This window comes from Micromonospora sp. URMC 103 (assembly GCF_051386435.1).
In the GTDB taxonomy this organism is placed as follows: domain Bacteria; phylum Actinomycetota; class Actinomycetes; order Mycobacteriales; family Micromonosporaceae; genus Micromonospora.
Genome location: NZ_JBPQTR010000004.1, coordinates 1,134,943 through 1,159,695, shown reverse-complemented (window position 1 = coordinate 1,159,695; position 24,753 = coordinate 1,134,943). Strand labels below are relative to the sequence as shown.

Annotated in this window: 16 protein-coding genes; 4 read left to right on the top strand and 12 right to left on the bottom strand. The window is 74.0% G+C overall.

The window, feature by feature from the left end:
* Positions 1-12 precede the first annotated feature (12 nt).
* The 9 genes from ACSNOA_RS09045 to pcaF form a co-directional block, all read right to left on the bottom strand.
* Positions 13-3,657, bottom strand: coding sequence for a SpoIIE family protein phosphatase (locus tag ACSNOA_RS09045; protein WP_436657502.1), 3,645 nt, complete (start codon positions 3,655-3,657; stop codon positions 13-15).
* Positions 3,658-3,864: 207 nt separating this feature from the next.
* The gene (locus ACSNOA_RS09040) at positions 3,865-4,632 is read right to left on the bottom strand and encodes a 3-oxoacyl-ACP reductase (RefSeq protein ID WP_436657501.1); all 768 of its coding nucleotides are present in this window, start codon (positions 4,630-4,632) and stop codon (positions 3,865-3,867) included.
* 4 nt (positions 4,633-4,636) lie between these two features.
* The gene (locus tag ACSNOA_RS09035; protein ID WP_436657500.1) at positions 4,637-5,992 is read right to left on the bottom strand and encodes an aldehyde dehydrogenase family protein; all 1,356 of its coding nucleotides are present in this window, start codon (positions 5,990-5,992) and stop codon (positions 4,637-4,639) included.
* Positions 5,993-6,094: 102 nt separating this feature from the next.
* Positions 6,095-7,459 carry a glutamine synthetase family protein gene (locus ACSNOA_RS09030; protein WP_436657499.1) on the bottom strand — a complete coding sequence of 455 codons (1,365 nt, stop codon included), beginning with the start codon at positions 7,457-7,459 and terminating at the stop codon, positions 6,095-6,097.
* Between the two features lie 90 nt (positions 7,460-7,549).
* Positions 7,550-9,142 (bottom strand): amino acid permease, encoded by a 1,593-nt coding sequence (locus tag ACSNOA_RS09025; protein ID WP_436657498.1) that lies wholly within the window; start codon positions 9,140-9,142, stop codon positions 7,550-7,552.
* A gap of 318 nt (positions 9,143-9,460) precedes the next feature.
* Complete coding sequence (locus tag ACSNOA_RS09020) at positions 9,461-9,961, bottom strand: DUF456 domain-containing protein (RefSeq protein ID WP_436657497.1); 501 nt, start codon at positions 9,959-9,961, stop codon at positions 9,461-9,463.
* A complete protein-coding gene (locus ACSNOA_RS09015; protein WP_436657495.1) occupies positions 9,958-12,123 on the bottom strand; it encodes a putative bifunctional diguanylate cyclase/phosphodiesterase in 2,166 nt (721 codons plus the stop codon). The genes ACSNOA_RS09020 and ACSNOA_RS09015 overlap by 4 nt, the downstream gene beginning before the upstream one ends.
* A gap of 5 nt (positions 12,124-12,128) precedes the next feature.
* Positions 12,129-12,944, bottom strand: a complete 816-nt coding sequence (locus ACSNOA_RS09010; RefSeq protein ID WP_436657494.1) for an SAM-dependent methyltransferase — start codon at positions 12,942-12,944, stop codon at positions 12,129-12,131.
* Between the two features lie 105 nt (positions 12,945-13,049).
* Positions 13,050-14,255: a 3-oxoadipyl-CoA thiolase gene (gene pcaF, locus ACSNOA_RS09005; RefSeq protein ID WP_436657493.1), complete on the bottom strand. Its 1,206-nt coding sequence runs from the start codon at positions 14,253-14,255 to the stop codon at positions 13,050-13,052.
* Between the two features lie 106 nt (positions 14,256-14,361).
* Between pcaF and ACSNOA_RS09000 the strand changes: the two genes are divergently transcribed.
* The 4 genes from ACSNOA_RS09000 (at position 14,362) to ACSNOA_RS08985 (ending at position 18,717) form a co-directional block, all read left to right on the top strand.
* Positions 14,362-15,327 carry a glutathione S-transferase family protein gene (locus tag ACSNOA_RS09000; protein WP_436657492.1) on the top strand — a complete coding sequence of 322 codons (966 nt, stop codon included), beginning with the start codon at positions 14,362-14,364 and terminating at the stop codon, positions 15,325-15,327.
* Positions 15,320-16,027, top strand: coding sequence for a DUF998 domain-containing protein (locus ACSNOA_RS08995; protein ID WP_436657491.1), 708 nt, complete (start codon positions 15,320-15,322; stop codon positions 16,025-16,027). Before ACSNOA_RS09000 ends, ACSNOA_RS08995 begins: the two co-directional genes overlap by 8 nt.
* A gap of 227 nt (positions 16,028-16,254) precedes the next feature.
* Positions 16,255-17,559, top strand: coding sequence for a dicarboxylate/amino acid:cation symporter (locus tag ACSNOA_RS08990; RefSeq protein WP_436658351.1), 1,305 nt, complete (start codon positions 16,255-16,257; stop codon positions 17,557-17,559).
* A 90-nt stretch (positions 17,560-17,649) separates the two neighbouring features.
* Positions 17,650-18,717, top strand: a complete 1,068-nt coding sequence (locus tag ACSNOA_RS08985; protein ID WP_436657490.1) for an NADH:flavin oxidoreductase/NADH oxidase — start codon at positions 17,650-17,652, stop codon at positions 18,715-18,717.
* Positions 18,718-18,824: 107 nt separating this feature from the next.
* On the opposite strand, the gene ACSNOA_RS08980 is transcribed toward ACSNOA_RS08985, so the two are convergent.
* From ACSNOA_RS08980 to ACSNOA_RS08970, 3 genes are all read right to left on the bottom strand, one after another.
* The gene (locus ACSNOA_RS08980) at positions 18,825-22,322 is read right to left on the bottom strand and encodes an ATP-binding cassette domain-containing protein (RefSeq protein ID WP_436657489.1); all 3,498 of its coding nucleotides are present in this window, start codon (positions 22,320-22,322) and stop codon (positions 18,825-18,827) included.
* A gap of 198 nt (positions 22,323-22,520) precedes the next feature.
* Complete coding sequence (locus tag ACSNOA_RS08975) at positions 22,521-23,360, bottom strand: GNAT family N-acetyltransferase (RefSeq protein ID WP_436657488.1); 840 nt, start codon at positions 23,358-23,360, stop codon at positions 22,521-22,523.
* Positions 23,361-23,417: 57 nt separating this feature from the next.
* Complete coding sequence (locus tag ACSNOA_RS08970; RefSeq protein WP_436657486.1) at positions 23,418-24,638, bottom strand: MFS transporter; 1,221 nt, start codon at positions 24,636-24,638, stop codon at positions 23,418-23,420.
* Positions 24,639-24,753 lie beyond the last annotated feature (115 nt).

The window sequence follows — 24,753 nt, the reverse complement described above, 5'->3', positions numbered from 1 at the left end:
GCGCCGGCCGGCTCAGTCCTCCAACCGCCGGCGCAGCGTCACCTCCGTGCCCTTCGGGGTGCGGTTGACCGAGAGCTCCCCGAGCGCCCGGATCAGCGACAACCCGCGGCCCCGGAACCCGGAGCCGGTCGACTCCCGCCACTGGCCGCTGTCGCGTACGGTCGCCGTCACCGTCCGGTCGTCGATCGTGACCTCGACGCCGATCGTCGCCTCGGCGGGGGCGACCGGGTGCTCGATCGCGTTGGCGGCGGCCTCGGAGATCGCCACCGTGAGGTCGAACAGGTCCGTCTCGCCGACGCCGTGCGCCACGAGGAAGTCCTCCAGGCGCTTGCGCAGCACGCTGAGGCGGGTGGGGTCGGCCGGCAGCCGCAGCGCGAACCGGTGCGGCTCGGCCGCCTCGAGCGCCAGCACCGCCACATCGTCGCGCCGCGGCCGGCCCGTCACCCGTCCCACCACGGCGTCGACCAGGTCCGTCACGTGCTCGCGAGGGGCCGCCGCGTCGGCCCGCAGACGCGCCATCGCCTCGTCGATGCCGAGCTGCCGGTCTTCGATGAGCCCGTCCGTGTAGAGCAGCAGCCGGCTTCCGGTGGGCAGGTCCGCCTCCACGGTCCGGTACACGGTGTCCGCGACGGCGCCGACCGGCGGGCCCTGGGCGCGGTCGTGCAGGAACGCCACCTCCTGACCCCGGATGAGCAGCGGGGACGGGTGGCCCGCGCTGGCGTAGCGCAGCCGCCCCGACAGCGGGTCGAACAGCAGGCAGACGACCGTGGCGAACGATCGGCGCTCGGTCAGGGCGACCAGCCGGTTCAGGCGGGTCAACGACTCACCCGGATCGAAACCCTCCAGCAGGTACGCGCGCAGCGCGTTGCGCAGCTGCCCCATCGCGGCGGCGGCCTGCACGCCCTTGCCGACCACGTCGCCGATGACCAGCACCAGCTCGTCGTCGTCGAGCGTGATCACGTCGTACCAGTCGCCGCCGACCTCGACGTCGGCGCTGCCCGGCAGATACCGGCTGGCCACCACCGCGCCCGGCAGCTGGGGCAGCGACCGGGGCAGCAGGCTGTGCTGCAGGGTCGTGGCGATGCGGTGCTCCGCCTCGTAGAGCTGGGCGTTCTCGAGCCGCACCCCGACGAGCCGCGCCAGCTCCGTGAGCGCGGCCTCGTCGGTGTCCGCGCCGTCGCCCTCCAGGCGCCACACCCGCAGCTCGCCCAGCGGTTCCCCACCGGTGCCGCTGAGCGGAAGGAGGAACGACGGGTCGCTCGCGCTGGCGCCCCCGGCGTCCGCCTCGGCACGCGTGCCGCTCGCGGTGACGACCACCCGGGCGGCCCCGACGAGGTTGAGCGCGTGCCGGGCGGCGACGCGGAGCACGTCCGCCGTGGACCGGGCGGTGTTCACGGCCACGGCCGCGTCGGCGAGCGCCCGCAGCCGGCGGATGATCTGGCCGCGGAGCTGGCCCAGCTCGACGTTGGCGCGTACCCGGGCGATGAGTTCCTGGGCGGAGAAGGGCTTCGTGAGGTAGTCGTCGGCGCCCACCGCCAGGCCGGCCACCGCCTCGGCCGAGCCGGCGCGCGCGGAGAGCAGCACGATCGGCACGTACCGGGTGCGGGGGTCCGCCCGTAGCGCGCTCACCAGGCCGAACCCGTCCAGCCGGGGCATCATCACGTCGGCGAGCACCAGGTCGAACTCGCCCGCCACCGCCAACCGCAGCGCCTGCAGCCCGTCGTCGGCCGTGACCACCTCCCAGCTCGGGGAGAGCAGCCGGCTCACGTGTTCGCGCAGGTCGGCGTTGTCGTCCACGACGAGGATCCGGCCGGTCCCGGCGGTGGGGAGGGCCGGGCCGCGGACCGCCTCCGCGCCACCGGTCCAGAGCGCGGCCTCCGCCACGAAGAGCGGGGCCTGAGTCGGCTCGGGCCTGGTGGAGTCGGCCGCGGCCACCCGGTCGGCCGGCAGGTGCGCCGAGCCGAACGGCACGGTCACCGTGAACGTGCTGCCCTCGTCGACGCGGCTGGTCACCCCCGCCTCGCCGCCGTGCAGTTCGGCCAGCTCGCGGACCAGCGCCAGCCCGATGCCGGTGCCCTCGTGGGTGCGGGCGCGCGCCCCCGGCACCTGGCGGAACCGCTCGAAGACGTGCGGCAGCTCGTCCGGCACGATGCCCACGCCGGTGTCGGAGACCTCGAGCCGCGCGCCGTCGCCCACCGCCCGGATCCGCACCCGGATCTCGCCGTCGAAGGTGAACTTCACGGCGTTCGCCACCAGGTTGAGGACGATCTTCTCCCACATGTCCCGATCGACGAACACCGGCGCGGGCAGCGGCGGGCAGTCGACCACCAGCCGCAGCCCGGCCCGCTCGGCGGCGGAGCGGAAGGTGCTGGCCAGGCGGGAGGTGTAGTCGGCGAGGTCGGTCGGCTGATAGTGGGCGGCGAGCCGGCCGGACTCGAGGCGGGAGAAGTCGAGCACCGTGTTGACGAGCTTGAGCAGGCGCAGCGCGTTGCGGTGCATCACGGTGAGCCGGTCCGTGTACGCGGGGGGCAGCGCGGGATCGGCGAGCAGGTCCTCCAGCGGGCCGAGCACCAGGGTGAGCGGCGTACGGAACTCGTGGCTGACGTTCGCGAAGAACGTGGTCTTGGCACGGTCGAGGGCGGCCAGCTCGGCGACCCGGTGGCGCTCCCGCTCGTACGCCCGCTGCCGGTCCACGGCGCTGGAGAGCTGCGCGGCCAGCAGGTCCAGGAAGTGCCGGTAGTCGTCGGTCATCGGCAGCAGCCGGGCCACGCCCAGGAGCAGCACACCGACGGTCTGGTTCCCGGTGGTGAGCGGCAGCGCGAGCGCCCGGTCGGCCAGCGTGGCCGGCACCGGGTCGAACAGGTCCGTCACGTCCACCACGGCGGGACCGTCGGTCGCGCGGTCGAGCACCTCGGGCGGCACGCCGGCAGTCGTCGGCTCCGGCCCGCTGCCGCCGACCAGGGCGAACCGCTTCCCCTCGTCCCGCAGCCAGATCTGGGCGAACGGCACGTCCTCCCGGTGCCGGTCGAGGACGGCGGCGGCGGTTCGGCCCAGCTCGGCGGCGGTGCTCACGTCGGCCAGCTCGGCACCGAGTTCGGCCAACGCCCGCAGCCGGCGCGCGCCGAGCACACGCCCCGTGGTCTCGTTCACGATGCAGAAGACGCCGGCGACCGAACCGTCCGTGCCGCGGATCGGGTCGTACGAGACGTCGAACCAGGTCTGCTCCAGGAACCCCTGCCGTTCGAGCAGGAACGGGTGGTCCTCGGCGCGGTAGGAGCGCCCCGACCGGCGTACGCCGTCGAGCAGCGGCCCGAGCACGTCCCACGTCTCCGCCCAGTGGTGGCGGGCGGGCTGGCAGAGCACGTCGGGGTGCTTGCTGCCGATGGTGGGCCGGTAGGCGTCGTTGTAGAAGGCGAGCTGCTCCTCGCCCCAGAACATGACGATCTGCGCGCTGGAGGCGAGCATCGAGTTGACGGCACCCACGAGGGCGGCCGGCCAGCGGTCGGGGGCGCCGAGCGACGTGCCGGACCAGTCGAACGCGGCCAGGCGCCCACCCATCTCACCGCCGGCGGCGAAGGCCGCGGCCAACGACGGAGGTAGGTCCCCGCCGCCAGCCCGGAGTTCCTCCGCGTCCGCGCCCCCCAGCGCCGAACTCATGCAGCCTCCCGGTCCGGCCCGTTCCACACAACGGATGATCTCCATCCGTCGTGCTCCGCCATGTACCCAGGCGGACCCGCAACGTAACGCATGTGCCCCGCGCTGCGCTGCTTACGGTGGCCCACCGCCGGCGGCCACCGCACGTCGGCCCCGGTCAGCGCCCGGCGCGGTCGGCCCCCCGTCGGGAGCTTTCCGGCGTGGCCGTGGTCACAGTGGGGTCACGTACGCGCCGGTGATGCCGCCGTCCACCACGAACTGGGCGGCGGTCATGAACGAGGCGTCGTCGCTGGCCAGGAACGCCACGGCCGCCGCGATCTCCTCCGCCCGGCCGAACCGGCCCATCGGCACGTGCACCAGCCGGCGGGCGGCGCGCTCCGGGTCGGCGGCGAAGAGTTCGAGCAGCAGCGGAGTGGCCACGGGGCCGGGGCAGAGCGCGTTCACCCGGATGCCCTCGCGCGCGAACTGCACGCCCAGCTCCCGGGTCATGGCGAGCACCCCGCCCTTGCTCGCGGTGTACGCGATCTGCGAGGTGGCCGCGCCCATGAGCGCCACGAACGAGGCGGTGTTGATGATCGACCCTTTGCCCTGCCGGCGCATGTGCGGGATCACGTGCTTGCAGCAGAGGTAGACGCTCGTCGTGTTCACCCGCAGCACCCGCTCCCAGGCGTCCAGCCCGGTCTCCAGGATCGAGTCGTCGTCCGGCGGGGAGATGCCGGCGTTGTTGAACGCCACGTCCACCCGGCCGTGCCGCGCGACCACCCCGTCGAACAGTTCGCGGACGGCCGTCTCGTCGGTCACGTCCGTGGCCACGAACTCTCCGCCGACCTCCGTGGCGGCCCGTCCGCCGGTCGCCACGTCGACGTCCACACAGACCACCTTCGCGCCCTCGGCGGCGAACCGCCGTGCGGTGGCCAACCCGATCCCGCTGCCCGCGCCGGTGACCACGGCCACCCGGTCCCGCAACCGACCCTCCACCTGCTCACTCCTCCGTCGAGATGAAGACGTTCTTGACATCGGTGAAGGCGTGCAGCGCGTCCGGGCCCAGCTCGCGGCCGAGCCCGGAACGCTTCATGCCGCCGAACGGGGTCCAGTAGCGCACCGAGGAGTGCGAGTTGACGCTCAGGGTGCCGGACTCGACGGCCCGGGCGACCCGCAGGGCCCGGCCGACGTCCCGGGTCCAGATCGAGCCGGAGAGGCCGTAGTCGGTGTCGTTGGCGAGGCGGACGCCGTCCGCCTCGTCGTCGAACGGAAGCACCGAGACGACCGGGCCGAAGATCTCCTCGCGCCAGTGCCGGTCGGCGGGCGAGTCGGCGAGCAACACGGTCGGGGCGTGCCAGAAGCCGGGGCCGTCCGGGCGCGAGCCGGTGAAGGCGACCCGGGCGCCGTCGACGTAGCCGGCCACGCGGTCACGCTGGGTCGCCGAGATGAGCGGGCCCATCTCGGCGGTCTCCCGGGCCGGGTCCTCGACCCGGAACGCGCGCACGGCCGGTTCGAGGAGTTCCAGGAAACGGTCGTACACCGGGCGCTGGACGAGGATCCGGGAGCGGGCGCAGCAGTCCTGGCCAGCGTTGTCGAAGACCGCGTACGGCGCCGTGGCCGCCGCCTTCTCGAGGTCGGCGTCGGCGAAGACCAGGTTGGCGGACTTGCCGCCCAGCTCCAGCGTGACCCGTTTCACCTGGGCGGCGCAGGCGGCCATGATCCGGGTGCCGACCTCGGTGGAGCCGGTGAAACAGATCTTGCGGACGGCCGGGTGCCCGACGAGGCGCTCCCCCACGACGCTGCCCTCGCCGGGCAGGACGGTGAACACGCCGTCGGGCAGCCCCGCCTCACGGCCCAGCTCGGCCAGGCGCAGCGCGGTGAGCGGGGTCAGCTCGGCCGGCTTCAGCACCACCGTGTTGCCGGCGGCCAGCGCCGGCGCGAACCCCCACGCGGCGATCGGCATCGGGAAGTTCCACGGCACGATCACGCCCACCACGCCGAGCGGCTCGTGCACGGTGACGTCCAGCCCGCCCGGCACCGGGATCTGCCGGCCGGTGAGCCGTTCGGGCGCGCCCGCGTAGTAGTCGAGCACGTCCCGCACGTTGCCGGCCTCCCAGCGGGCGTTGCCGACGGTGTGGCCGCTGTTGCGCACCTCCAGCTCCGCCAGCTCGGCGACGTGCGCGTCGACCAGAGCCGCGAACCGGCGCAGCAGCCGTGCCCGCTCCCCCGGCGCCACCCACCGCCACCGCGCGAAGGCGTCAACGGCCCGTGCGACCGCCGCATCCACCTCCCCGACCGACGCGGCCGAAACCCGGGTGAACACCTCCCCGGTAGCCGGGTTCACCACGTCGGTCACACGCCCACCCTCTTTCCGTCGATCATGCAGTTGTGGTGCCGCACGAAAGCCGCAGACCACCGCGACCCGGGCACCACAAGTCCATGATCGACCAGGGGTGGGTCAGAGGCGTTCGAAGCCACGGATCAGCTCCCAGTCCGTCACGGCGGCGTCGAAGGCGGCCAGTTCGACACGTGCCTGGTTGGCGTAGTGCGCCACCACCTCGTCGCCGAACGCCGCCGCCGCGACGGTCGAGGACTCCCAGAGGGCGAGGGCGTCGCGCAGGGTGCGGGGAACGCGTTCGGCGGCCGGATCGTCGTACGCGTTGCCGGTGCACTCCTCGTCGAGGTCAAGCTCCTGTTCGATGCCGTGCACGGCGCCGGCGACCAGCGCGGCGATCGCGAGGTACGGGTTGACGTCCGCTCCGGGCACCCGGTTCTCCACCCGCAGGCCGGGCCCGTGCCCCACGACGCGCAGGGCGCAGGTGCGGTTGTCGGTGCCCCAGCGCAGCGCGGTCGGCGCGAACGACCCCGGCTGGTAGCGCTTGTAGGAGTTGACGTTCGGGGCGAAGAGCAGGCTGAACTCGCGCATCGTGGCGAGCAGGCCGGCCAGCACCTGCCGCCCGGTCACGCTGAGCTGCGCCGGCCCGTCACCGAGCATGGCGGACCGGCCGTCCACGTCGCGCAGGGAGAAGTGGATGTGGCACGAGTTTCCCTCGCGCGCGTTCGGCTTGGCCATGAAGGTGATCGACATGCTCTCCTGGGCGGCGATCTCCTTCGCGCCGTTCTTGTAGATGACGTGGTGGTCGGCGCAGGCCACCGCCTCGTCGTAGCGGAAGGCGATCTCGTGCTGCCCCAGGTTGCACTCGCCCTTCGCGCTCTCCGGGGTCAACCCGGCGCCGGCCATCTCGGTGCGGATCCGGCGCAGCAGCGGCTCGACCCGGGCGGTGCCCAGCAGCGAGTAGTCCACGTTGTACTGGTTGGCCGGGGTCAGCTCGCGGTAACCCCGCCGCCAGGCGTCCTCGTACGAGTCGCGGAACAGCACGAACTCCAGCTCGGTGCCGGCGTACGCGGCGAGCCCGTGCCCGGCCAGCCGGTCGAGCTGGTGGCGGAGGATCTGCCGCGGCGAGGCGACCACCGGGCCGGAGCCGTCCAGCCACTCCAGGTCGGCCAGCAGCAGGGCGGTGCCCGGCTGCCAGGGCACCCGGCGCAACGTGGCCAGGTCGGGCTTCATCGCGAAGTCGCCGTAGCCCCGCTCCCAGCTCGACATCGCGTACCCGTCGACGGTGTTCATGTCCACGTCGACGGCGAGCAGGTAGTTGCACCCCTCGCTGCCGTGGGCGACCACCTCGTCGAGGAAGTACGGGGCGTGGAACCGCTTGCCCTGCAACCGGCCCTGCATGTCGACAAGCGCCAGCACGACCGTGTCGATCTCGCCGTCCGCGACGGCGACCCGCAACTGCTCCAACGTGAGCGGGGCTTTCCTCATGTGCGGGCCTCCATCACCAAGGTCTACTGGCTGAACCGGATCACCGTCAATGCCCCGCGGGGGCCGGCCGGAAAACCCGGCCGGCCGTGCTCACGCGTGCTCGTCGAGCGGTGCGCCGTCCGAGGAGGCCCGGGGGCCCGGCACGTCCACGGTGCGGCGGGGGCCGGTGAACCACTTCCGGGCCGAGGCGTACCACCAGACGGCCACCCCGAGCAGGACCCCGCCCACGGCCAGCGGCGCGTAGTTCACCGCCGACCAGCTGAAGTCCGCGTGCCCCGGCACACCGGCCGGCACGATCGGCAGCACGAAGTAGACCGAGATCACCGCGATCTCGACGACCGCGATCCAGCAGAGGACCCGGTACCGCCGGCCGAGCGTCCACGGGCCCGGGGTGAACCGGTCGCCCATCCGCAGCCGCAGCGCGATGGGGATGATGAACGACAGGTACAGCCCGATCACCGCGACGGAGACCACCGCGTAGAAGGCCACCGGGATGCCGGCGGGGCTCTCGTAGAGGGCGGGCAGGGTGAGCACCAGCCCGGCGAGGGTGGCGCCCACGATCGCGTGGACGGGCGTCCCGTTGCGGTCCACGCGGGACCACAGCCGCCAGCCCGGCACCGCCCGGTCCCGGCTGAACGCGTACGCCATCCGGCTCATCGACGTCACGCAGCTCATGCCGCAGAAGAACTGGCCGATCGTGGAGATGATGATGACGGCCTTGAAGAAGAACGGGGTGAGCGCGGACTCGAAGATCGCGCCGGAGAAACCGCCCGCCGCGTTGACGGCCTCGACGTCGGTGGCCGCGAACAGGAACGCGAGCAGCAGCACCCAGCCGCCGATCGCCGAATAGAAGATCGACTGCCACAGGCCCCGCGCGGCCGCCTGCGACGCCCCGCGGGTCTCCTCGGAGACGTGCGCGCAGGCGTCGAAGCCGGTGATCGTGTACTGGGTCAGCAGGAAGCCCAGCGGCAGCACGTAGAACCAGAACGTGAGCCCGCCGGTGTCGCCGTCGGCGAAACCGGAGTTGTTGAACCGCTCGGTGAAGACGAACTGGAAGCTCTGGTGCTCGTCGGGGACGAAGACCAGGATGGCCACCACGACGGCCGCGCCGGCCACGTGCCACCAGACCGATACGTTCTGGAGTACGTCGATGATCCGGTGCCCGAAGATGTTGATGAGCCCGTGCAGCGCCAGGATGATCACGAAGAGGAGGAACGCCTGGCGTAACGTCCCTTCCCAGCCGTCGAAGAGCGCCGACAGCGTGAGGTTGAGGAACGTGGCGCAGCCGTAGTCGACCGAGGCGGTCACCGCGATCAGGCCGATCAGGTTGAGCCAGCCGGTGAACCAGCCGTGCACGGGCCGGCCCATGGTCGCCGCCCACCAGTAGATGCCGCCGGCCGTCGGGTACGCCGACACCAGCTCGGACAGGCAGAACCCGATGATCAGGATGAACAGCGAGATCAGCGGCCAGCCCCAGGAGATGGCGACCGGGCCGCCGTTGTTCCACGCCTGGCCGAACGTCGTGAAGCAGCCGGCCAGGATCGAGATGATGGAGAACGAGATCGCGAAGTTCGAGAAGCCGCTCCACTTGCGGCGCAGCTCCTGCTTGTAGCCGAGTTCGGCGAGCCGTCGGGCGTCGTCGTCCATCGGTTGCTCGGCGGTCGGCGCGGGCGTCGTGGCCACTGCACACCTCCTCGAGGCGGATCCCCCGTACGAGTGGGCAAAAGTCTCGTCCCGCCGATCAAGGCGGTCAATACGTCGCCGGCGGGAATCTCACCGCCGTCCGGGCTAATTCCGTTGCCCGCGCCGCCCCGCCCGCGCATCCTTGAGCCGGTGGCCAGGCCCGATCGCGACGGGCCGACGCCGGGCGCTCGGCAGGAGCCCGGCCCGCGCCGGCGCGGGGTGCCCACCTCTCTCTCACCCGTACGGCGATCCGCCGTACCCCCAGGGCACCCCGCGCCGGCGCTTCACCCACGCCTCGCGGGCGCCGCGCCGCGACCGTCAGGCGAGCAGCAGCCCGGCCACCCAGAGCGCGGCGACCACGACGCCGGCCGCGAACTCCAGCAGCATCGACAGGCCGGCCGCCCCCACCGCCCGCTTCGTGGCCGGCCAGGCCAGCCGGGCGTCGCCGAGCCGCAGCCGCTCGGCCGCCCACACACCGCCCACGAAGCCGAGCACCAGCCCGACCACCGGGATCACGAAGAACCCGACGAGGCCCAGCAGCCCGCCGGCCAACAGCGACGAGGTGGGTACGCCGCTGCGCTTCAGGTTGCGGCCCGGCCAGAGGTACTTCACCACCGTGCCGCCCGCGGCGACCAGCGTCGCGGCGGCGAGCACCGCCCACCGGCCGGCGCCGGCGCCGCCGAAGAGCGCCCAGACGAGCACCCCGCCCCAGCACAGCGGCAGCGCCGGCAGGCCGGGCACCACCACGCCGGCCAGACCGGCCAGGATCGCCAGGGCCGCGACCACGGTCACCAGCGCCTCGGTGTCGGTCACGCTCATGCGCCCTCCTGTTCGGCCAGCCGGTCGGCGATCACCTCGGCGGGGACCGGAGCGCCGAACAAGCGGCCCTGCCCGGTGTCGCACCGCAGCGCGCGCAGCCGCTCCGCCTGCACGCCGGTCTCCACCGCCTCGGCGGTCACCCACAGCTCGAGCGCGTGCGCGAGCCGGACCAACGCGTCCACGATGCGCTCGTCACGGTGGTCGGCGGCCGTCTCGGAGTCCTCGCCACGGATGCCCTCGACGAACGGGCCGGCGAGCTTCAGGCAGTGGATCGGCAGCCGGCGCAGGTACGCGAGGCTGGAGTAACCGGTGCCGAAGTCGTCGATGGCCAGCCGTACGCCGAGCGCCGCCAACCGGCGCAGCGAGCGCAGCGGCTCCCCGGCCGTGCCCATCACGGCGCTCTCGGTCAGCTCCAGCTGGAGCAGCTCCGCCGGGAGGCCGGTGCTGGCCAGCGCGTCGGAGACGGTCTCGACGATCGCGGGGTCGTCGGCCTGCCGGGCGGCCAGGTTGACGCTCACCACGAGCTGCGCGTCCGGGAACCGCTGCCGCCACCGCTCGGCGTCGCGGCACGCCTGCCGGAGCACCCACTCACCGAGCTGGACGATCAGCCCGGTCTCCTCGGCCAGCGCGATGAACCGGTCCGGCCCGAGCAGCCCGAGGTCCGGGTGCTGCCAGCGGACCAGCGCCTCGACGGCGAGCATCCGCCCCTCCAGCAGCGACACGATCGGCTGATAGTGCACCACGAACTCGCCCCGGTCGAGTGCCGCCGGCAGCTTGGCGGCCAGCGACGAGCGGGCGATGTCGCGGGCGCTGCGCTCCGGGTCGTAGACCGCCCAGCGGCCGCGCCCCTCCCGCTTGGCCCAGTAGAGGGTGGTGTCCGCGGCCTTCATGAGCTCGGAGGCGCTGGTCTCGTCCGCCGGGCAGTCCACGATCCCCACGCTCGCCGACACGGTGAGCTGCTGGCCGCCGACGTGCACGGGGGTGGCCACCGCGGCCAGCGCCGCCTCCGCCACCGCCACCGCCTCGTCCAGCCCCTCGCCGCCGTCGACGAGGATGACGAACTCGTCGCCGCCCATCCGGGCCACGAGGTGGCCGTGGTCGGCGACGCAGTCGGCGAGCCGCCGGGCGATCACCACGAGCAGGCGGTCGCCGAGGTCGTGGCCGAGGCTGTCGTTGACCGCCTTGAACCCGTCCAGGTCGAGGAAGCAGACGCCCACCCGCCGGCCGGCCCCGGCGGTGCCGAGCACCCGGCCCAGGGTCTCGAAGAACAGCGTCCGGTTGGGCAGCCCGGTGAGCGGGTCGTGCAGTGCCTGGAAGCGCAGCCGCTGCTGCAACGCGTACCGGTCCGTGATGTCCTCGATCATCGCGACGGTGAACCGCGGCCGGCCGTCGTGGTGCCGGATCAGCGAGACGGCCAGGTCGGTCCAAAGGCTGCTGCCGTCCTTGCGCTGGTAGCGCTTCTCGACCCGGACCGAGTCGTGCGTGCCCTCGATCAGCCCCTGGTAGAGCTCCCACATGCCGGCGGCGTCGTCGGTGTGGAACAGCGACCCCACGTTGACCTGGCGCAACTCCTCGACCGAGTACCCGAGCATGTCGGCGAACGACTGGTTCACGTCGATGATCCGCCCGTCGGTGTCGGCGATGCCGATGCCGATGGCGGCGCCCGTGAAGACGGCCCGGAACCGCGCCTCGCTGTCACGCAGCGCCTGCTCCGCCTCGTCCCGGGCCTGCCACGCCGACCGGGCGATCCGCTCCTGCTGGGCGAAGGTGCGGTCCCGCAGCGCACGGGCGAAACCGGCGGCCAGCGCGCCCTGCAACCCGGCGATCCGCTCCGCCGCGTCCTTCGGGTACGCCCCGTCGGGCAGCACCCGGTCGAGGAAGCCCTCGCCGAGGCCGCGCACCGCCCACTCGAGCATCCCGGGATCGGTCAGGTGCGCCTCCACCAGCGCCCGCCCCACCTCACGGGCCGGCTCGGCGGAGAACGGCTCGGCGCGCAGCGCCCGGCCGAGCCGCAGGGTGTGCGCGAGCAGCAGCCGCTGCGTCTCAGCGGCGTCGTGCGGCACGAAACCGAGGCGGCGCACCGCGCGGGCCCACTCGGCGGCGTACCCGCGCGCGCCCGCCCGGCTCACCTCGTCGCCGGGGGGCTCCCGGACGGCGGCCACGTCGGTCAGCCGGCGGCGGGCCGGTCGTTGCGGGCCACGCCACCGAAGGCGCCGAACCGCTCCGGGTGCTCGTCCACGTCGGACGGCGAGTCGGGCCGCCACAGCGGCATGTGCACGACGCCCGGCTCCAGGATCGTCCAGTCGCCGAAGAACCCGGTGATCTCGGCCCGGGACCGCAGGGTGATCGCCGTGTCGGTACGCGCCGAGAGCCGCTGCGCGTCCAGCATCTCCTGCGGCTGGTCCTCGAACGTGGAGTGGGAGATGACCAGGTGGCTGCCCGGCGCGGCGGCGGCCCGGAGGGTGGCCAGGATGTCGGCGGGCTTGTCGGCGTCCGGGACGAAGTGGACGACGCCGGCGAGCAGGATGCCCACGGGCCGGTCGAAGTCGAGCAGGTGCCGCGCCTCGGCGAGGATCCGCTCCGGCTCGCGCAGGTCGGCGTGGACGACGGCGGTCCGGTCGTTGCCGGCGAGCAACTCGCGGCTGTGGGCCACCGCCACCGGGTCGATGTCGACGTAGACCACGCGGGACCGCGGGTCGGCGCCCTGCGCCACCTCGTGCACATTGCCCACGGTGGGGATGCCGGAGCCGATGTCGAGGAACTGGTCGATCCCGGCGGCCAGCAGCACCCGGACGGCCCGGCGCAGGAACTCCCGGCCCGAGCGCATGGTGGCCGGGAGGTTCGGCGTCATGCTCGCGATCTGCTCGGCGAGCTGCCGGTCGATCTCGAAGTTGTGCGCCCCGCCCAGGAAGTAGTCGTACACCCGGGCCGCGCTCGGCCGGGTCAGGTCGATCTCGGTCGGAAGGCCGTCCGGCATCTGCAAGCTCCCCAGTTCGTCGCCGCGCGGCGGGGCGGAGCCGGTGCGGGGGCGCGTGCGGGCACGCGGTGGCGCACCGGTCGACCCGCGGGTCGTGTGGTGAAGAACACTCTAGGCCGCGGACTCCATGAGAAGGGAGATCCCCTGTCCCACTCCGATGCACATGGTGGCGAGCGCCCGCCGCCCGCCCCGGCGGCGCAGCTCCAGCGCGGCGGTCAGCGCCAGCCGGGCGCCGCTCGCGCCGAGCGGGTGGCCGAGCGCGATGGCGCCGCCGTTGGGGTTGACGTGCTCGGCGTCCTCCGGCAGCCCCAGCTCCCGCAGCACGGCGACCGACTGGGCGGCGAACGCCTCGTTCAGCTCGATCACATCCACCGCGTCGAGGCCGACGCCGAGCCGGTCGAGAAGCTTGCGGGTCGCCGGCACCGGCCCGATGCCCATGATCCTTGGCGGCACCCCGGCCGCCGCGGCCCCGGTGATCCGGGCCAGCGGGGTGAGGCCGTGCCGGGCGACCGCGGCCTCGGACGCGACCAGCAGGGCGACCGCGCCGTCGTTGACGCCCGAGGAGTTTCCGGCCGTCACCGTCCCGCCCTCCCGGAACGGGGTGGGCAGCGCCGCGAGCTTCTCCAGCGAGGTCTCCCGGGGGTGCTCGTCCACCTCCACCTGCCGGGTCTCGCGCTTGCCGGCCGGCACGGTCACCGGCGTGATCTCCTCGGCGAACCGGCCGTCCGCCTGCGCCTTCGCGGCGCGCTGCTGCGAGCGGAGGGCGAACTCGTCCTGCGCGGCCCGGTCGACGCCGAACTCGGCGGCGACGTTCTCGGCCGTCTCCGGCATCGAGTCGATGCCCCACTGCCGCTTCATGAGCGGGTTGACGAGCCGCCAGCCAATGGTGGTGTCGTAGACCTCCGCAGCCCGCGAGTAGGCCGAGGTCGCCTTCGGCAGAACGAACGGCGCCCGGCTCATGCTCTCCACGCCACCGGCGACGACCAGGTCGGCCTCGCCGGCCACGATCGCGCGGGCCGCCGTGGCCACCGCGTCCAGCCCCGACCCGCAGAGCCGGTTGATCGTGCTGCCCGGGACCTCCTCCGGCAGCCCGCCGAGGAGCGCCGCCATCCGGGCCACGTTGCGGTTGTCCTCACCGGCCTGGTTGGCGCAGCCGAGCACCACGTCGTCCACCCGGGCCCAGTCCACCGAGGGGTGGCGGGCGACCAGCTCGCGGATCACGTGCGCGGCCAGGTCGTCGGGACGGACGCCGGCCAGCGCGCCGCCGTAACGGCCGATCGGGGTGCGGACACCGGCCACCAGGTATGCCACGGTCATCGCGAGTCCTTCGGGGGTGGGAAGGGCGGGGCGGGAGCGCCCGCCGGGTCGCGAGGGACGCCCGGCAGCCAGGATATCGGCCGGCGCGAGCGGATAGGTTGACGGCATGGCCCGGGCCCAGTTCAGCGCAGAGACCAGCGGCGGCGGCGCGTTCGTCCGCCAACCCAACCGGTTCACCGACCGGGTCACCCCGCACTCGACCTCCCCGCCCGGGGGCGGGCCGGACGAGCAGGGCCGCTGGCCGCTGGAGGCCGGCCGCTACCGGCTGATCTGGTGCCGGGCCTGCCCGTGGGCGCACCGGGCGCGGATCGTGCGGAGCCTCCTCGGTCTCGACGACGTCATCTCGCTGGGCACCGTCGACCCGATCCGCGACGAGCGGGGCTGGCGCTTCGCCCTCGACCCGGACGGGTTCGACCCGGTGCTCGGGATCGGGTTCCTCTCCGAGGCGTACCTGGCCACCGACCCGGACTACACCGGCCGGGTGACGGTGCCCGCGCTCGTCGACACGGTGACCGGCCGCGTGGTGACGAACGACTACCCGCAGCTCACCCTCGACTTCTCCACCGAGTGGCGACGGTTCCACGCCCCCGACGCGCCCGACCTCTACCCGGTGGAGCTGCGCCCCGAGATGGACGCGCTGATGGCCGAGATCCACCGGGACGTCAACAACGGCGTCTACCGCTGCGGCTTCGCCACCTCGCAGGAGGCGTACGACGAGGCGTACCGTGCGCTGTTCGCCCGGCTGGACGCGCTGTCCGAGCGGCTCGCCGGGCGCCGCTACCTGATGGGCGACGCGATCACCGAGGCGGACGTACGGCTGTTCACCACGCTGGTCCGCTTCGACGTCGCCTACCACGGGCACTTCAAGTGCAACCGGCAGAAGCTCACCGAGATGCCGGTGCTCTGGGCGTATGCCCGCGACCTGTTCCAGACGCCCGGCTTCGGCGAGACGGTCGACTTCGACCACATCAAGCGGCACTACTACGCCACGCACCGGGAGATCAACCCGACCGGGATCGTGCCGCTCGGCCCGGACACGGCCGGCTGGACGACGCCGCACGGGCGTGGCTGACCGGGACCGGCCGGCGCCATCCCGCACGCTCCGCGCCGCCGCGGCCGCGGTGGCGGCCGGCTGCACGCTGGCCGGCGCGGTCGCGGTGACCGTCGCCGTGCTCGCCGGTCCGGGCCCGGGCTTCACGGGGTACGTGAGCGAGGCCGGCATCGCCGGCAGCGCGCACGCCCCGACGTACCGGTTCGGCGTGTACGCGCTGGCCGCCGCGCTGCTGCTGCTCGCCGCGGCGCTGCCGCCGGCGCTCCGGGCGGCCGCCGGGCTGCTCGCGGCCGGCGGCCTGGGCACGGCGCTCTCCGGCGCGGTCACGTGCAGCTCCGGGTGCCCGCTGCCGCCGTTCGAGCGGGCCACCGTTGCCGACCTGGTGCACGGCGGGGCGAGCATCGCGGCGACCGCGGCGGTGATCTTCGCGATGGTGGCCATCGCGCTCAGCCGGGAGGCCGAGGTGCGGCTCCGCCGGCTCTCCGCCGTCGCCGCGGCCGTGGCGCTGCCTCTCTGCGCCGCGGTCGGGCTCGCCATGCTGGTGGTGGGACGGGGGACGCTGGTCGGGGTGCTGGAGCGGGTGGTGCTCGCCGTCGCCGTGCTCTGGGGGCTGGCCGCGTCGACGGCGGTCGGCCTGGCCTGCCGGCCGGACGCGAGCCTCGCCCGCCGTCCGCACCGGGAGCTCGCCCGCCGCGAGGACCCGGGCCCCGGCCGGCGGTAGGCGCGGCATCGACGGCCATGTTTGTAAGGATCGTCACCGTGGGCACCCCTTCCGCCCCGGATGCCACGGGCGTATCGTCGTCCGGCGATGACCAACATCTGGTGCCTGACCGTGCGCCTGTACGTCGATCTCCGACGGCAGGCCAGCGGCATCTGTCCGGCGCAGCCTCTCTCCTGACGCTGTCCCGACCCCACCAGACCCTTGGACTCATCCCCATGCCTGTCGCCCTGCGCAGAATTCCCTTCTCCGTCCAGATCCTGCTCGGCCTCGTCCTCGGCGTGGCGCTCGGCTTCCTGGCCCGCGCCAACGACCTGAGCTGGCTGACCAGCACCCTCGACACCGTCGGCGGGCTCTTCGTCCAGTTGCTGAAGCTGGCCGTGCCCCCGCTCGTCTTCACCGCCATCGTGGTCAGCGTGGTCAGCCTCCGCGGCGTGGCCAACGCCGCCCGGCTGGCGCTCAAGACCCTGCTCTGGTTCGGCATCACCGCGTTGATCGCGGTGGGTGTCGGCATCGGCCTGGGCCTGCTCACCAACCCGGGCCGCGGCGTCACCCTCGACATCACCGGCGCCGCGGCGCCGAAGAAGACCGGCTCCTGGACGGACTTCCTCACCGGCATCGTGCCGACCAACCCGGTCGGCGCCTTCGTCGAGGGGAACGTCCTCCAGATCGTCTTCCTGGCGCTCGTCGTGGGCGCCGCCGCGCTGCTCGTCGGCGAGAAGGCCGAGCCGTTCGTGGCGCTCAACCGCTCCGTGCTGGAGATCGTCCAGAAGGCGCTCTGGTGGGTGATCCGGCTCGCCCCGATCGGCACGCTCGGCCTCATCGGCAATGCCATCGCCTCGTACGGCTGGGACCTGCTCGCCCCGCTCGCCAAGTTCACCACCGCGGTCTACGTCGGCTGCGCCATCGTGCTCGTGGTGGTCTACCCGCTGCTGCTGGTGGGCGCGGGCCGGCTCAACCCGCTGCGCTTCTACGCCGGCGCCTGGCCCGCCATCGAGCTGGCGTTCGTCTCCCGCTCCTCGGTGGGCACCATGCCGGTGACCCAGCGCGCCGTCGAGCGGCTCGGCGTGCCCCGCGAGTACGCCTCGTTCGCCGTGCCGTTCGGCGCCACCACGAAGATGGACGGCTGCGCCGCCATCTACCCGGCGCTCGCCGCGATCTTCGTGGCGCAGGTGTTCGGCGTCCATCTCGGTGTCACCGACTACCTGCTGATCGCGTTCGTCTCGGTGGTCGGCTCGGCCGCCACCGCCGGCCTGACCGGCGCGATCGTGATGCTCACGCTGACCCTCAGCACGCTGGGCCTGCCGCTGGCCGGCGCCGGCCTGCTGCTGGCCATCGACCCGATCCTGGACATGATGCGCACCGCCACCAACGTGGCCGGCCAGGCGCTGGTGCCGACGATCGTCGCGGCACGCGAGGGCACCCTCGACCGGGCGGCGTACGACGCGGCCGGCCGGCGGGACCTCGTCGACCCGGAGCCGGGCGCCGAGCCGGCGCCCGCCCGGAAGGACGATCTGGCGCCGGTGCCGGCCTGATCCGGGTGCCGTCGGGCACCGGACGGGGAACGTAGTCGAAGGAGGGCCCGCACCCCGGGCCCTCCTTCGCACGTCAGAGAGGATGACGCCATGAGCACGCTCTTCTCGCCGCTCGCCCTGCGCGCGGTGACCCTGCCGAACCGGATCGCGATGGCGCCCATGTGCCAGTACACCGCGGGCCCGGACGGCCTACCCACCGACTGGCACCTCGTGCACCTGGGCGCCCGCGCGGTCGGCGGGGTCGGCCTCGTGCTCTCCGAGGCGACCGCCGTGCTGCCCGAGGGGCGGATCAGCCCGCAGGACACCGGCATCTGGTCCGGTGCGCACGTGGACGCGTGGCGCCCCGTGACCGCCTTCCTCGCGGCCCACGGCGCGGTGCCGGCCATGCAGCTCGCACACGCCGGGTTCAAGGCCTCGACCTACCGGCCCTGGGCGGACAGCCACGGCGGGGTGCCGGACGCCGAGGGCGGGTGGACACCGGTCGGACCCGGCAGCGAGCCCTTCGCGCCCACCTACCGCACGCCGACCGAGCTGGACGCGGCGGGCATCGCGGCCGTGGTCGACGCGTTCGCGGCCGGCGCCACCCGGGCGCTGGACGCCGGCTTCGCGGCCGTGGAGATCCACGCGGCACACGGCTACCTGCTGCACGAGTTCCTGTCGCCGCTGACCAACCACCGCACCGACGGGTACGGCGGTGACCGGGCCGGGCGCATGCGTCTTCCGCTGGAGGTCGCCCGCGCCGTGCGGGCCGCCGTCGGCGAGGAGGTTCCGGTCCTGGCCCGCCTCTCCACGACCGACTGGGTCGACGGCGGCTGGTCGGTGGACGACAGCGTCGTGCTCGCCGCGGAGCTGGCCGGCGCCGGCGTGGACCTCGTCGACTGCTCGTCGGGCGGCATCAGCCCCTCCGCGCGGATCCCGCTGGGCCCGGGCTACCAGGTGCCGGCGGCCGCGCGGATCCGCCGCGAGGCGGGCGTCCCCACCGGGGCCGTCGGGTTGATCGTGGAGCCGGAGCACGCCGAGCAGATCGTGGCCGACGGCGAGGCCGACCTCGTGCTGCTGGGCCGGGAGCTGCTGCGCGACCCGTACTGGCCGCACCGCGCGGCCGCGAAGCTCGGCGCCACCCCCACCTGGCCCAGCCAGTACCTCCGCGCCGCCTGACCCCGCCCGCCCCTTCCGGTGATCAAGAGGTTTGCGTCAGTGGAGCGCCCCGATCCGACGCAAACCTCTTGATCAACCAACGGAAGGCCGGCCGGCCGGGGGCGCGGTCAGCCGGCCAGGTGGTTCCAGCGGTCCTCCAGGTCGCGCCAGGGGCCCTGGGCGGCGACCGTCCCGTTGAGCAGCACCACCACGTGGTCGGCGCGCACGAGCGCCGCCCGCTTGGACGTCGAGCCGACCACGGTGACCCCGTGCTCCCGCAGCGCCGCCCAGAGCGCCAGCTCGGTCGTGACGTCCAGCGCGGACGACACGTCGTCGGCGACCAGCAGCTCGGTACGCGGAGCGAGCGCCCGGGCCAGCGCCAGGCGCTGCAACTGCCCGCCGGAGAGGCGCGTGCCCTTGTGGCCGATGAGCAGCCCCAGCCCACCACCGGCGGCCGCCAGGTCGTGGTCGAGCTGCGCCGTGGAGACCGCCGATCCCGCGTCGACCTCGTGGCCCAGGGCGATGTTCTCCGCCACCGTCCCGGAGAGCACCCGGGGCAGCTGTCCCACGTAGCCCACCTGGTTGGGGCGTAGGAACAGCTCCGGCTCGGTGACCGGCTCCCCGTTCCAGCTCAGCCGCCCGGTGTGGTGGACGATCCCGGCCAGCGCGCGCAGCAGCGACGACTTGCCCGAGCCGACCGGCCCCACGACGAGCACGAGCTGCCCCCGCTCGACGGTCAGGTCCACGTCCCGGACGGCGAGCGTCCCGTCGGAGTGCAGCGCCCCGAAGCCGGTCAGCTCCAGCCGGCGCAGCGGGTGTCGCGGCGGCGGCTCGGGCGCGGGCGCGGTCCCGGCCGCGAGGTCCACCCCGGGCACCGACGCCGAGTAGCTGGCGACGCCGCTCATGGCCACCGTCCGTCGCGTCCACACTCGGGCGGACGGGTAGTGGGACACCAGCGAGGCCGTGGTCCACGCGAACCAGCGGGCCGCGCCGAGGGTGGAGACCGCCACCAGGACCGCGCCGGCCGTGAGCCCTCCGTTGAGGTAGAGCGCCCACGCGCCGATCGGCAGCAGCCCGCTGACCACCGACGGCGTGGACCGCGCCCACACCTGCATGGAGATCTCCCGGCGTTGCCGGTCGCTGCGGACCGTGTCGAGCGCCGCGAGATGGTCCAGCACCGGTCGGGTGGCGCCCGCGAGCTTCACCGTACGCGCGGAGGAGAGCGCGGAGACCAGCGCCGTGGCGAACGCGGCGCGGGCCTTCACCGTGCCGCCGGCCGTGCGTTCCAGCCGCGGCCCGAACAGCGTCGCCGCCAGCCCGGAGACCACCATCGTCCCGAGGAAGAACAGCGCCGGTACGACGCTGCCGGTCACCGCCGTCATGGCCACGATGATCGCGATGGAGATGAACTGGTCGACGAGGTTGTCGGCGAGCTGCACCACCCGCTCGGTGTCGCCGCCCTGCGCCACCACCTCGGCCGGCGTGTGCCCGCTGACCCGGCGGGCGCCGGTCTGCCCGTGAACGAGGCGCAGGTCGATGCGCAGCATCTGGCGGATCCACCACTGCGGGAACCAGAGGTTCGTGAGGTACGGCAGCGGCAGCACCACGAGCAGAGCGGCGGCGATGCCGAGCGCGGGCAGCCACGGGTCGCCGCCGTCGACCACGTCCGCCCAGAGCCACGGCAGCACCGAGCCGTCCAGGCCGAGCAGCGTCATGACGACGAACAGGCCGACGGAGACCATCCCGAAACGCGGGTCGTTGACGGCCAGCCGCAGGATCTCCCGCATGGTGCGGGCGGGTGGCTCCGGTGGCAGCGGCGGCGGGTCGGTCCTCGGCACGGCCGCCGACGCCACCACCTCCGCCGTGGCGTCCGGCTCGGCCGGCTCGCCGAGGTCCCACTCGGCGGCCGGCGCGGGCAGCAGGTCCACACCGCCGCGCGCGCCGCCCGCCCCGGCGTACGCGGTCGCGTGGCTGGTCGCCAGCAGCTCGGCGAAGCGCGCCGACTCGCGCAGCGGTCCGGCCTCGACCACCGCCCCGTCGGCGAGCACCACCACCTCGTCGCAGCGCCGCACCGAGGAGAGCCGGTGCGCGATGAGGATGCCGATGCGGTCGGCGAGCAGCCGCTCGGTGGCCTGCCGTACGCGGGCCTCGGTGACCGGGTCGAGCCGGGCCGTGGCCTCGTCGAGGATCACCACGCGCGGGTCGCGGACGAGGATCCGGGCGAACGCGACGAGCTGCTCCTGCCCGGCGGAGAGGACGTGGCCGCCCTCGCCCAGCCGGGTGCGCACGCCGTCGGGCAGCTCGGCGATCCACCCGGCGAGCCCCAGCTCCTCGAGCGCCCGGGTGGCGTCGCCGAGCAGGCCCGGGTCGAACAGCGCGACGTTCTCGGCGAGCGTGCCGGCCAGGATCTCGGTGCGCTGCGGCACCACGGCGATCCACCGGCGCAGTTCCTCGACGTCCAGGTCGACGAGGTCGGTGTCACCGAGGAAGACGGTGCCGCGGGGCACGTCGACGGCCCGGGTGAGCACCTTGGCGAGCGTCGACTTGCCGGAGCCGGTACGGCCGACCAGCGCGTACGAGCGGCCGCGCGCGAACGTCAGGCGGACGTCCCGCAGCGCCGGGCCGCGGTCGTCGTCGACCGGGTAGCGGAAGGTGAGGCCGCGCACGGTGAGGTCGCCGTCGGTCGGCGCCGCCCCGCCGGCCGGCTCCTGCGGGGAGGCGGAGAGCAGTTGGACCCGGGCCCAGGCGCCGAGCGCGTACTGGAGGTGCGGCACCCAGCGGGCCATGTGCTCGACGGTGGCGCCGAACGCGATGGCCAGCAGCCAGATCGCGGTCAGCCGGGCGCCGTCCACCCGGCCCGTGGCGAGCGCCCACGCGCCGGCGAGCACGACGGCGGCGATCCCGGCGCGGATGCCGCCCGCGGCGATGGCGGTGACCCGGGCCGACATCCGGAACACCCGGCCGGCCCGGGCGATCACCTCGGCCGCCCGCCGCGCATAGAGGCGCAGCACGTACGGCCGGGCCAGGCTGGTCCGGACGTCGTCCTGGCCGTGGACCGCCTCCTCCATGACCGCCGCGAGGTCGGACCACGCCTCCTCCTCGGCCATGCGTGCCGGTGCGATCCGCCCGGTGGGCCGGCGCAGGACGACGCCGAGCAGCCCGGTCAGCAGGAGCATCCCCACGCCCGCCGGCCACCAGACGACCAGGGCGCTGGCCGTCGCGAGCAGGCAGACGGCGACGCCCTGCACGATCCGGACGCCGGTCTGCCGCAGCTCGGCGGCGACCTGGTAGACGTCGTTGTCGATGCGGTCGAGCAGCTCGCCGACCGGGGTGGTCTCGAGGGTGGGCAGATCCTGCCCGAGAGCGACCCGGCAGAGGCGCCGGCGCACGTCGGCCGACCAGTCGGCCGTGAGGCGCGCCATGAGCAGCCCCACCACGAGGTCGGTCACGACCGCCACGACCAGTGCCACGGCCAGGGCGACGAACCAGCCGCTCGACCGCTGCACCAGCACCGGGCCGGCGAGCGCGGAGGCGGCGGCCTGGCCGCCGGCGCCCAGCACGACGAGCAGGACGACGGCCATCATCCGGCGGGGTGCGGTGGCCCAGAGGTCTCGGAGCAGGCGCATGGGCGGTCCTTCCAGGACTCGGGCGGTGGAGGCGGTCTTCCCAGCCTGGTCGCCCGGCCGCGCGCGCTCAACGTATTTACCGCCCACCGGAGCCGCGTGCACGGCTCCCGACCGACACCGTCATCCCGATGTGGCGGTGCCTCCGGACCGGACACCGCCGGAATCGGCGGTGTCGTGTCGATCTGACGGAGGCGCGGGTCAGAACAGCACGGTGGCGAGCGTGCCGACCGGGCGGAACCCGCACCGCTCGTAGACCCGCCGGGCCGGCAGGTTGAAGTCGTTCACGTAGAGACTGACCGTCGGGGCGACCCGCAGCAGCGCGTCGCGGACGACGGCCGCCATGGCCGCCGTGGCGATGCCGCGGCCCCGCCACTCGGGAGCCACCCAGACCCCCTGGATCTGCGCGGTCCGCCGGGTCACCACCGCCAGCTCGGCCTTGAAGACCACCCGGCCGTCGACGAACCGCGCGTACGCCCGACCCGCCCGCACCAGCTCGCTGACCCGCCGCCGGTAGCTGCGCCCGCCGTCCTCGGCCAGCGGCGAGACGCCGACCTCCTCGGTGTACATGGCCACCGCCGCCGGAAACAGCCGGTCGACCTCGCCGCCGCGCACCCGGCGGACCTCGGGGTCGGCGGGCACCGCGGGCAGCGCCTCGGTGGCGAGCAGCGGCTGGTTGGGGCGGACGTCGCGGGCCGGCCCCCACACGTCGGAGAGCTGGTCCCAGAGCCCGAGCACGGCGTCGGCGCGGCCCACGATCGACGAGCAGAGCCGCTCCTCGCCGGCGAGCAGGTCGGCGAAGGCGGCGACGGCCGGCTCGGTGGCGAGGACGGGGGTGACGTTGCCGCCGAGCCAGCAGATCGACTCGAGGTTGCGCCGGGTGCCGTAGCCCAGGATCCGGCCCTCGGCCCGCCACCAGGCGAGCCCCCGCGCGGCGACCCGCTCGGCCACCTGCGCGCCCGCGTACGGGTCGAGGTCGAGCAGCCGCTCGACCGCTCGTCGCTCGGATTCCCCCAGTTGCCGTACCGGCACCGTCAGCACGCTTCCAGCCTGCCAGATCCCGACCCCGGCCCGCCGGCCGAGTGACGAGCCGGGCCCTCAGGCGGCCACCGGCTCCGCGGCCCGCTCCGCCCGGGTGCCGGCCGCCCACCGCACAACCGGCGGCACCAGCACACCGAGGAGCAGGAAGAGCCCACCGAGCAGCAACCAGCCCGGTACGCCCCAACCGACCGCCAGCGTGGTCACGACGACCGGCGCCACCATCGACCCGAGCTGCATGCCCATCCCGTACGCGCCCTGGTACTGGCCCTGGGCGTGCGCCGGGGCGAGGCCGAACGAGATGCCCCAGCCGGCGGCGGCGTGCCAGAGTTCGCCCACCACGTGCACCAGCGCGCCGGCGAGCAGCAGCGGAACGGCGACCAGGGCGGGTACGCCGCCGCTCGCCGCGAAGAGCGCGCAGGCGACCGCGATCACGGCGCCGGCCCGGCGGGCCGCCCGCCCGGCCCCGGCCAGATCCTCCGTGCCCCGGGAGGCGCGGACCTGGAAGAGCACCACCATCACGGTGTTGACGAGCATGCAGGCCGAGATCAGCCAGTGGGGCGCGCTGGTGTGTCCGGCGATCCACAGCGGCAGGGCGATGTTGAGCAGCCCGAAGTGCATCGACATCAGCCCGTCCAGCACGGTGAAGGCCAGGAAAGGCCGGTCCCGCAGCGCGATCAGCCGCGGCCCCTGCGTCGGCGCGGGGACCGGCGGTACGGGCGGGAGCCGGAGCAGGACCGCCGCCGCGACCAGGTACGTGACCGCGTCCAGCAGGATCAGCGCCACGTACGCGGCCCGGGTGTCGGCGGCGAGGCCCACGCCGGCGACCACGGCGCCCACGGAGATCCCGACGTTGGTGACGGCACGCAGGTACGCCCGCGTGCGTACTCGCTGGTCGGCCGGGACGGCACCGGCGATCAACGCGCCTCGGGAACCGCGGCTGGCCGCGTCGGCGACGGCCATCAGCATGCCGACCAGGAGGAACGCGGCAAAGGACCGGACGGCCACGAGCGCCGCGGTGCACGCTGCGGAAGCGAGCAACGCGGCCATCTGCACGCCGCGCGGCCCGTACCGGTCGGCGAGGTAGCCCATGGGCGCGCTGGCCACGAGGCCGACGAGCGCCGTGACGGTGAGGCCGACGCCCACCTGGGCCACGGTCAGCCCGACCGAGCGGGTGAGGAACAGGGCGCTGGCGGTCAGCCAGGTGCCGCGGCCGACGGTGTTGATCAGGCTGGAGAGGGCGAGCGTCCGGGCCGGACCCGGTTCGGGAAGCAGGCGCACGCCGGGCAGCATAGCAAGACGTACGTACGGTTTGCATCATCGGATCCCAACCGTCTTGTCGGCGATGCATTTCCGATATATCGTTGATGCATCAGCGATAGCCCGACGATAGGAG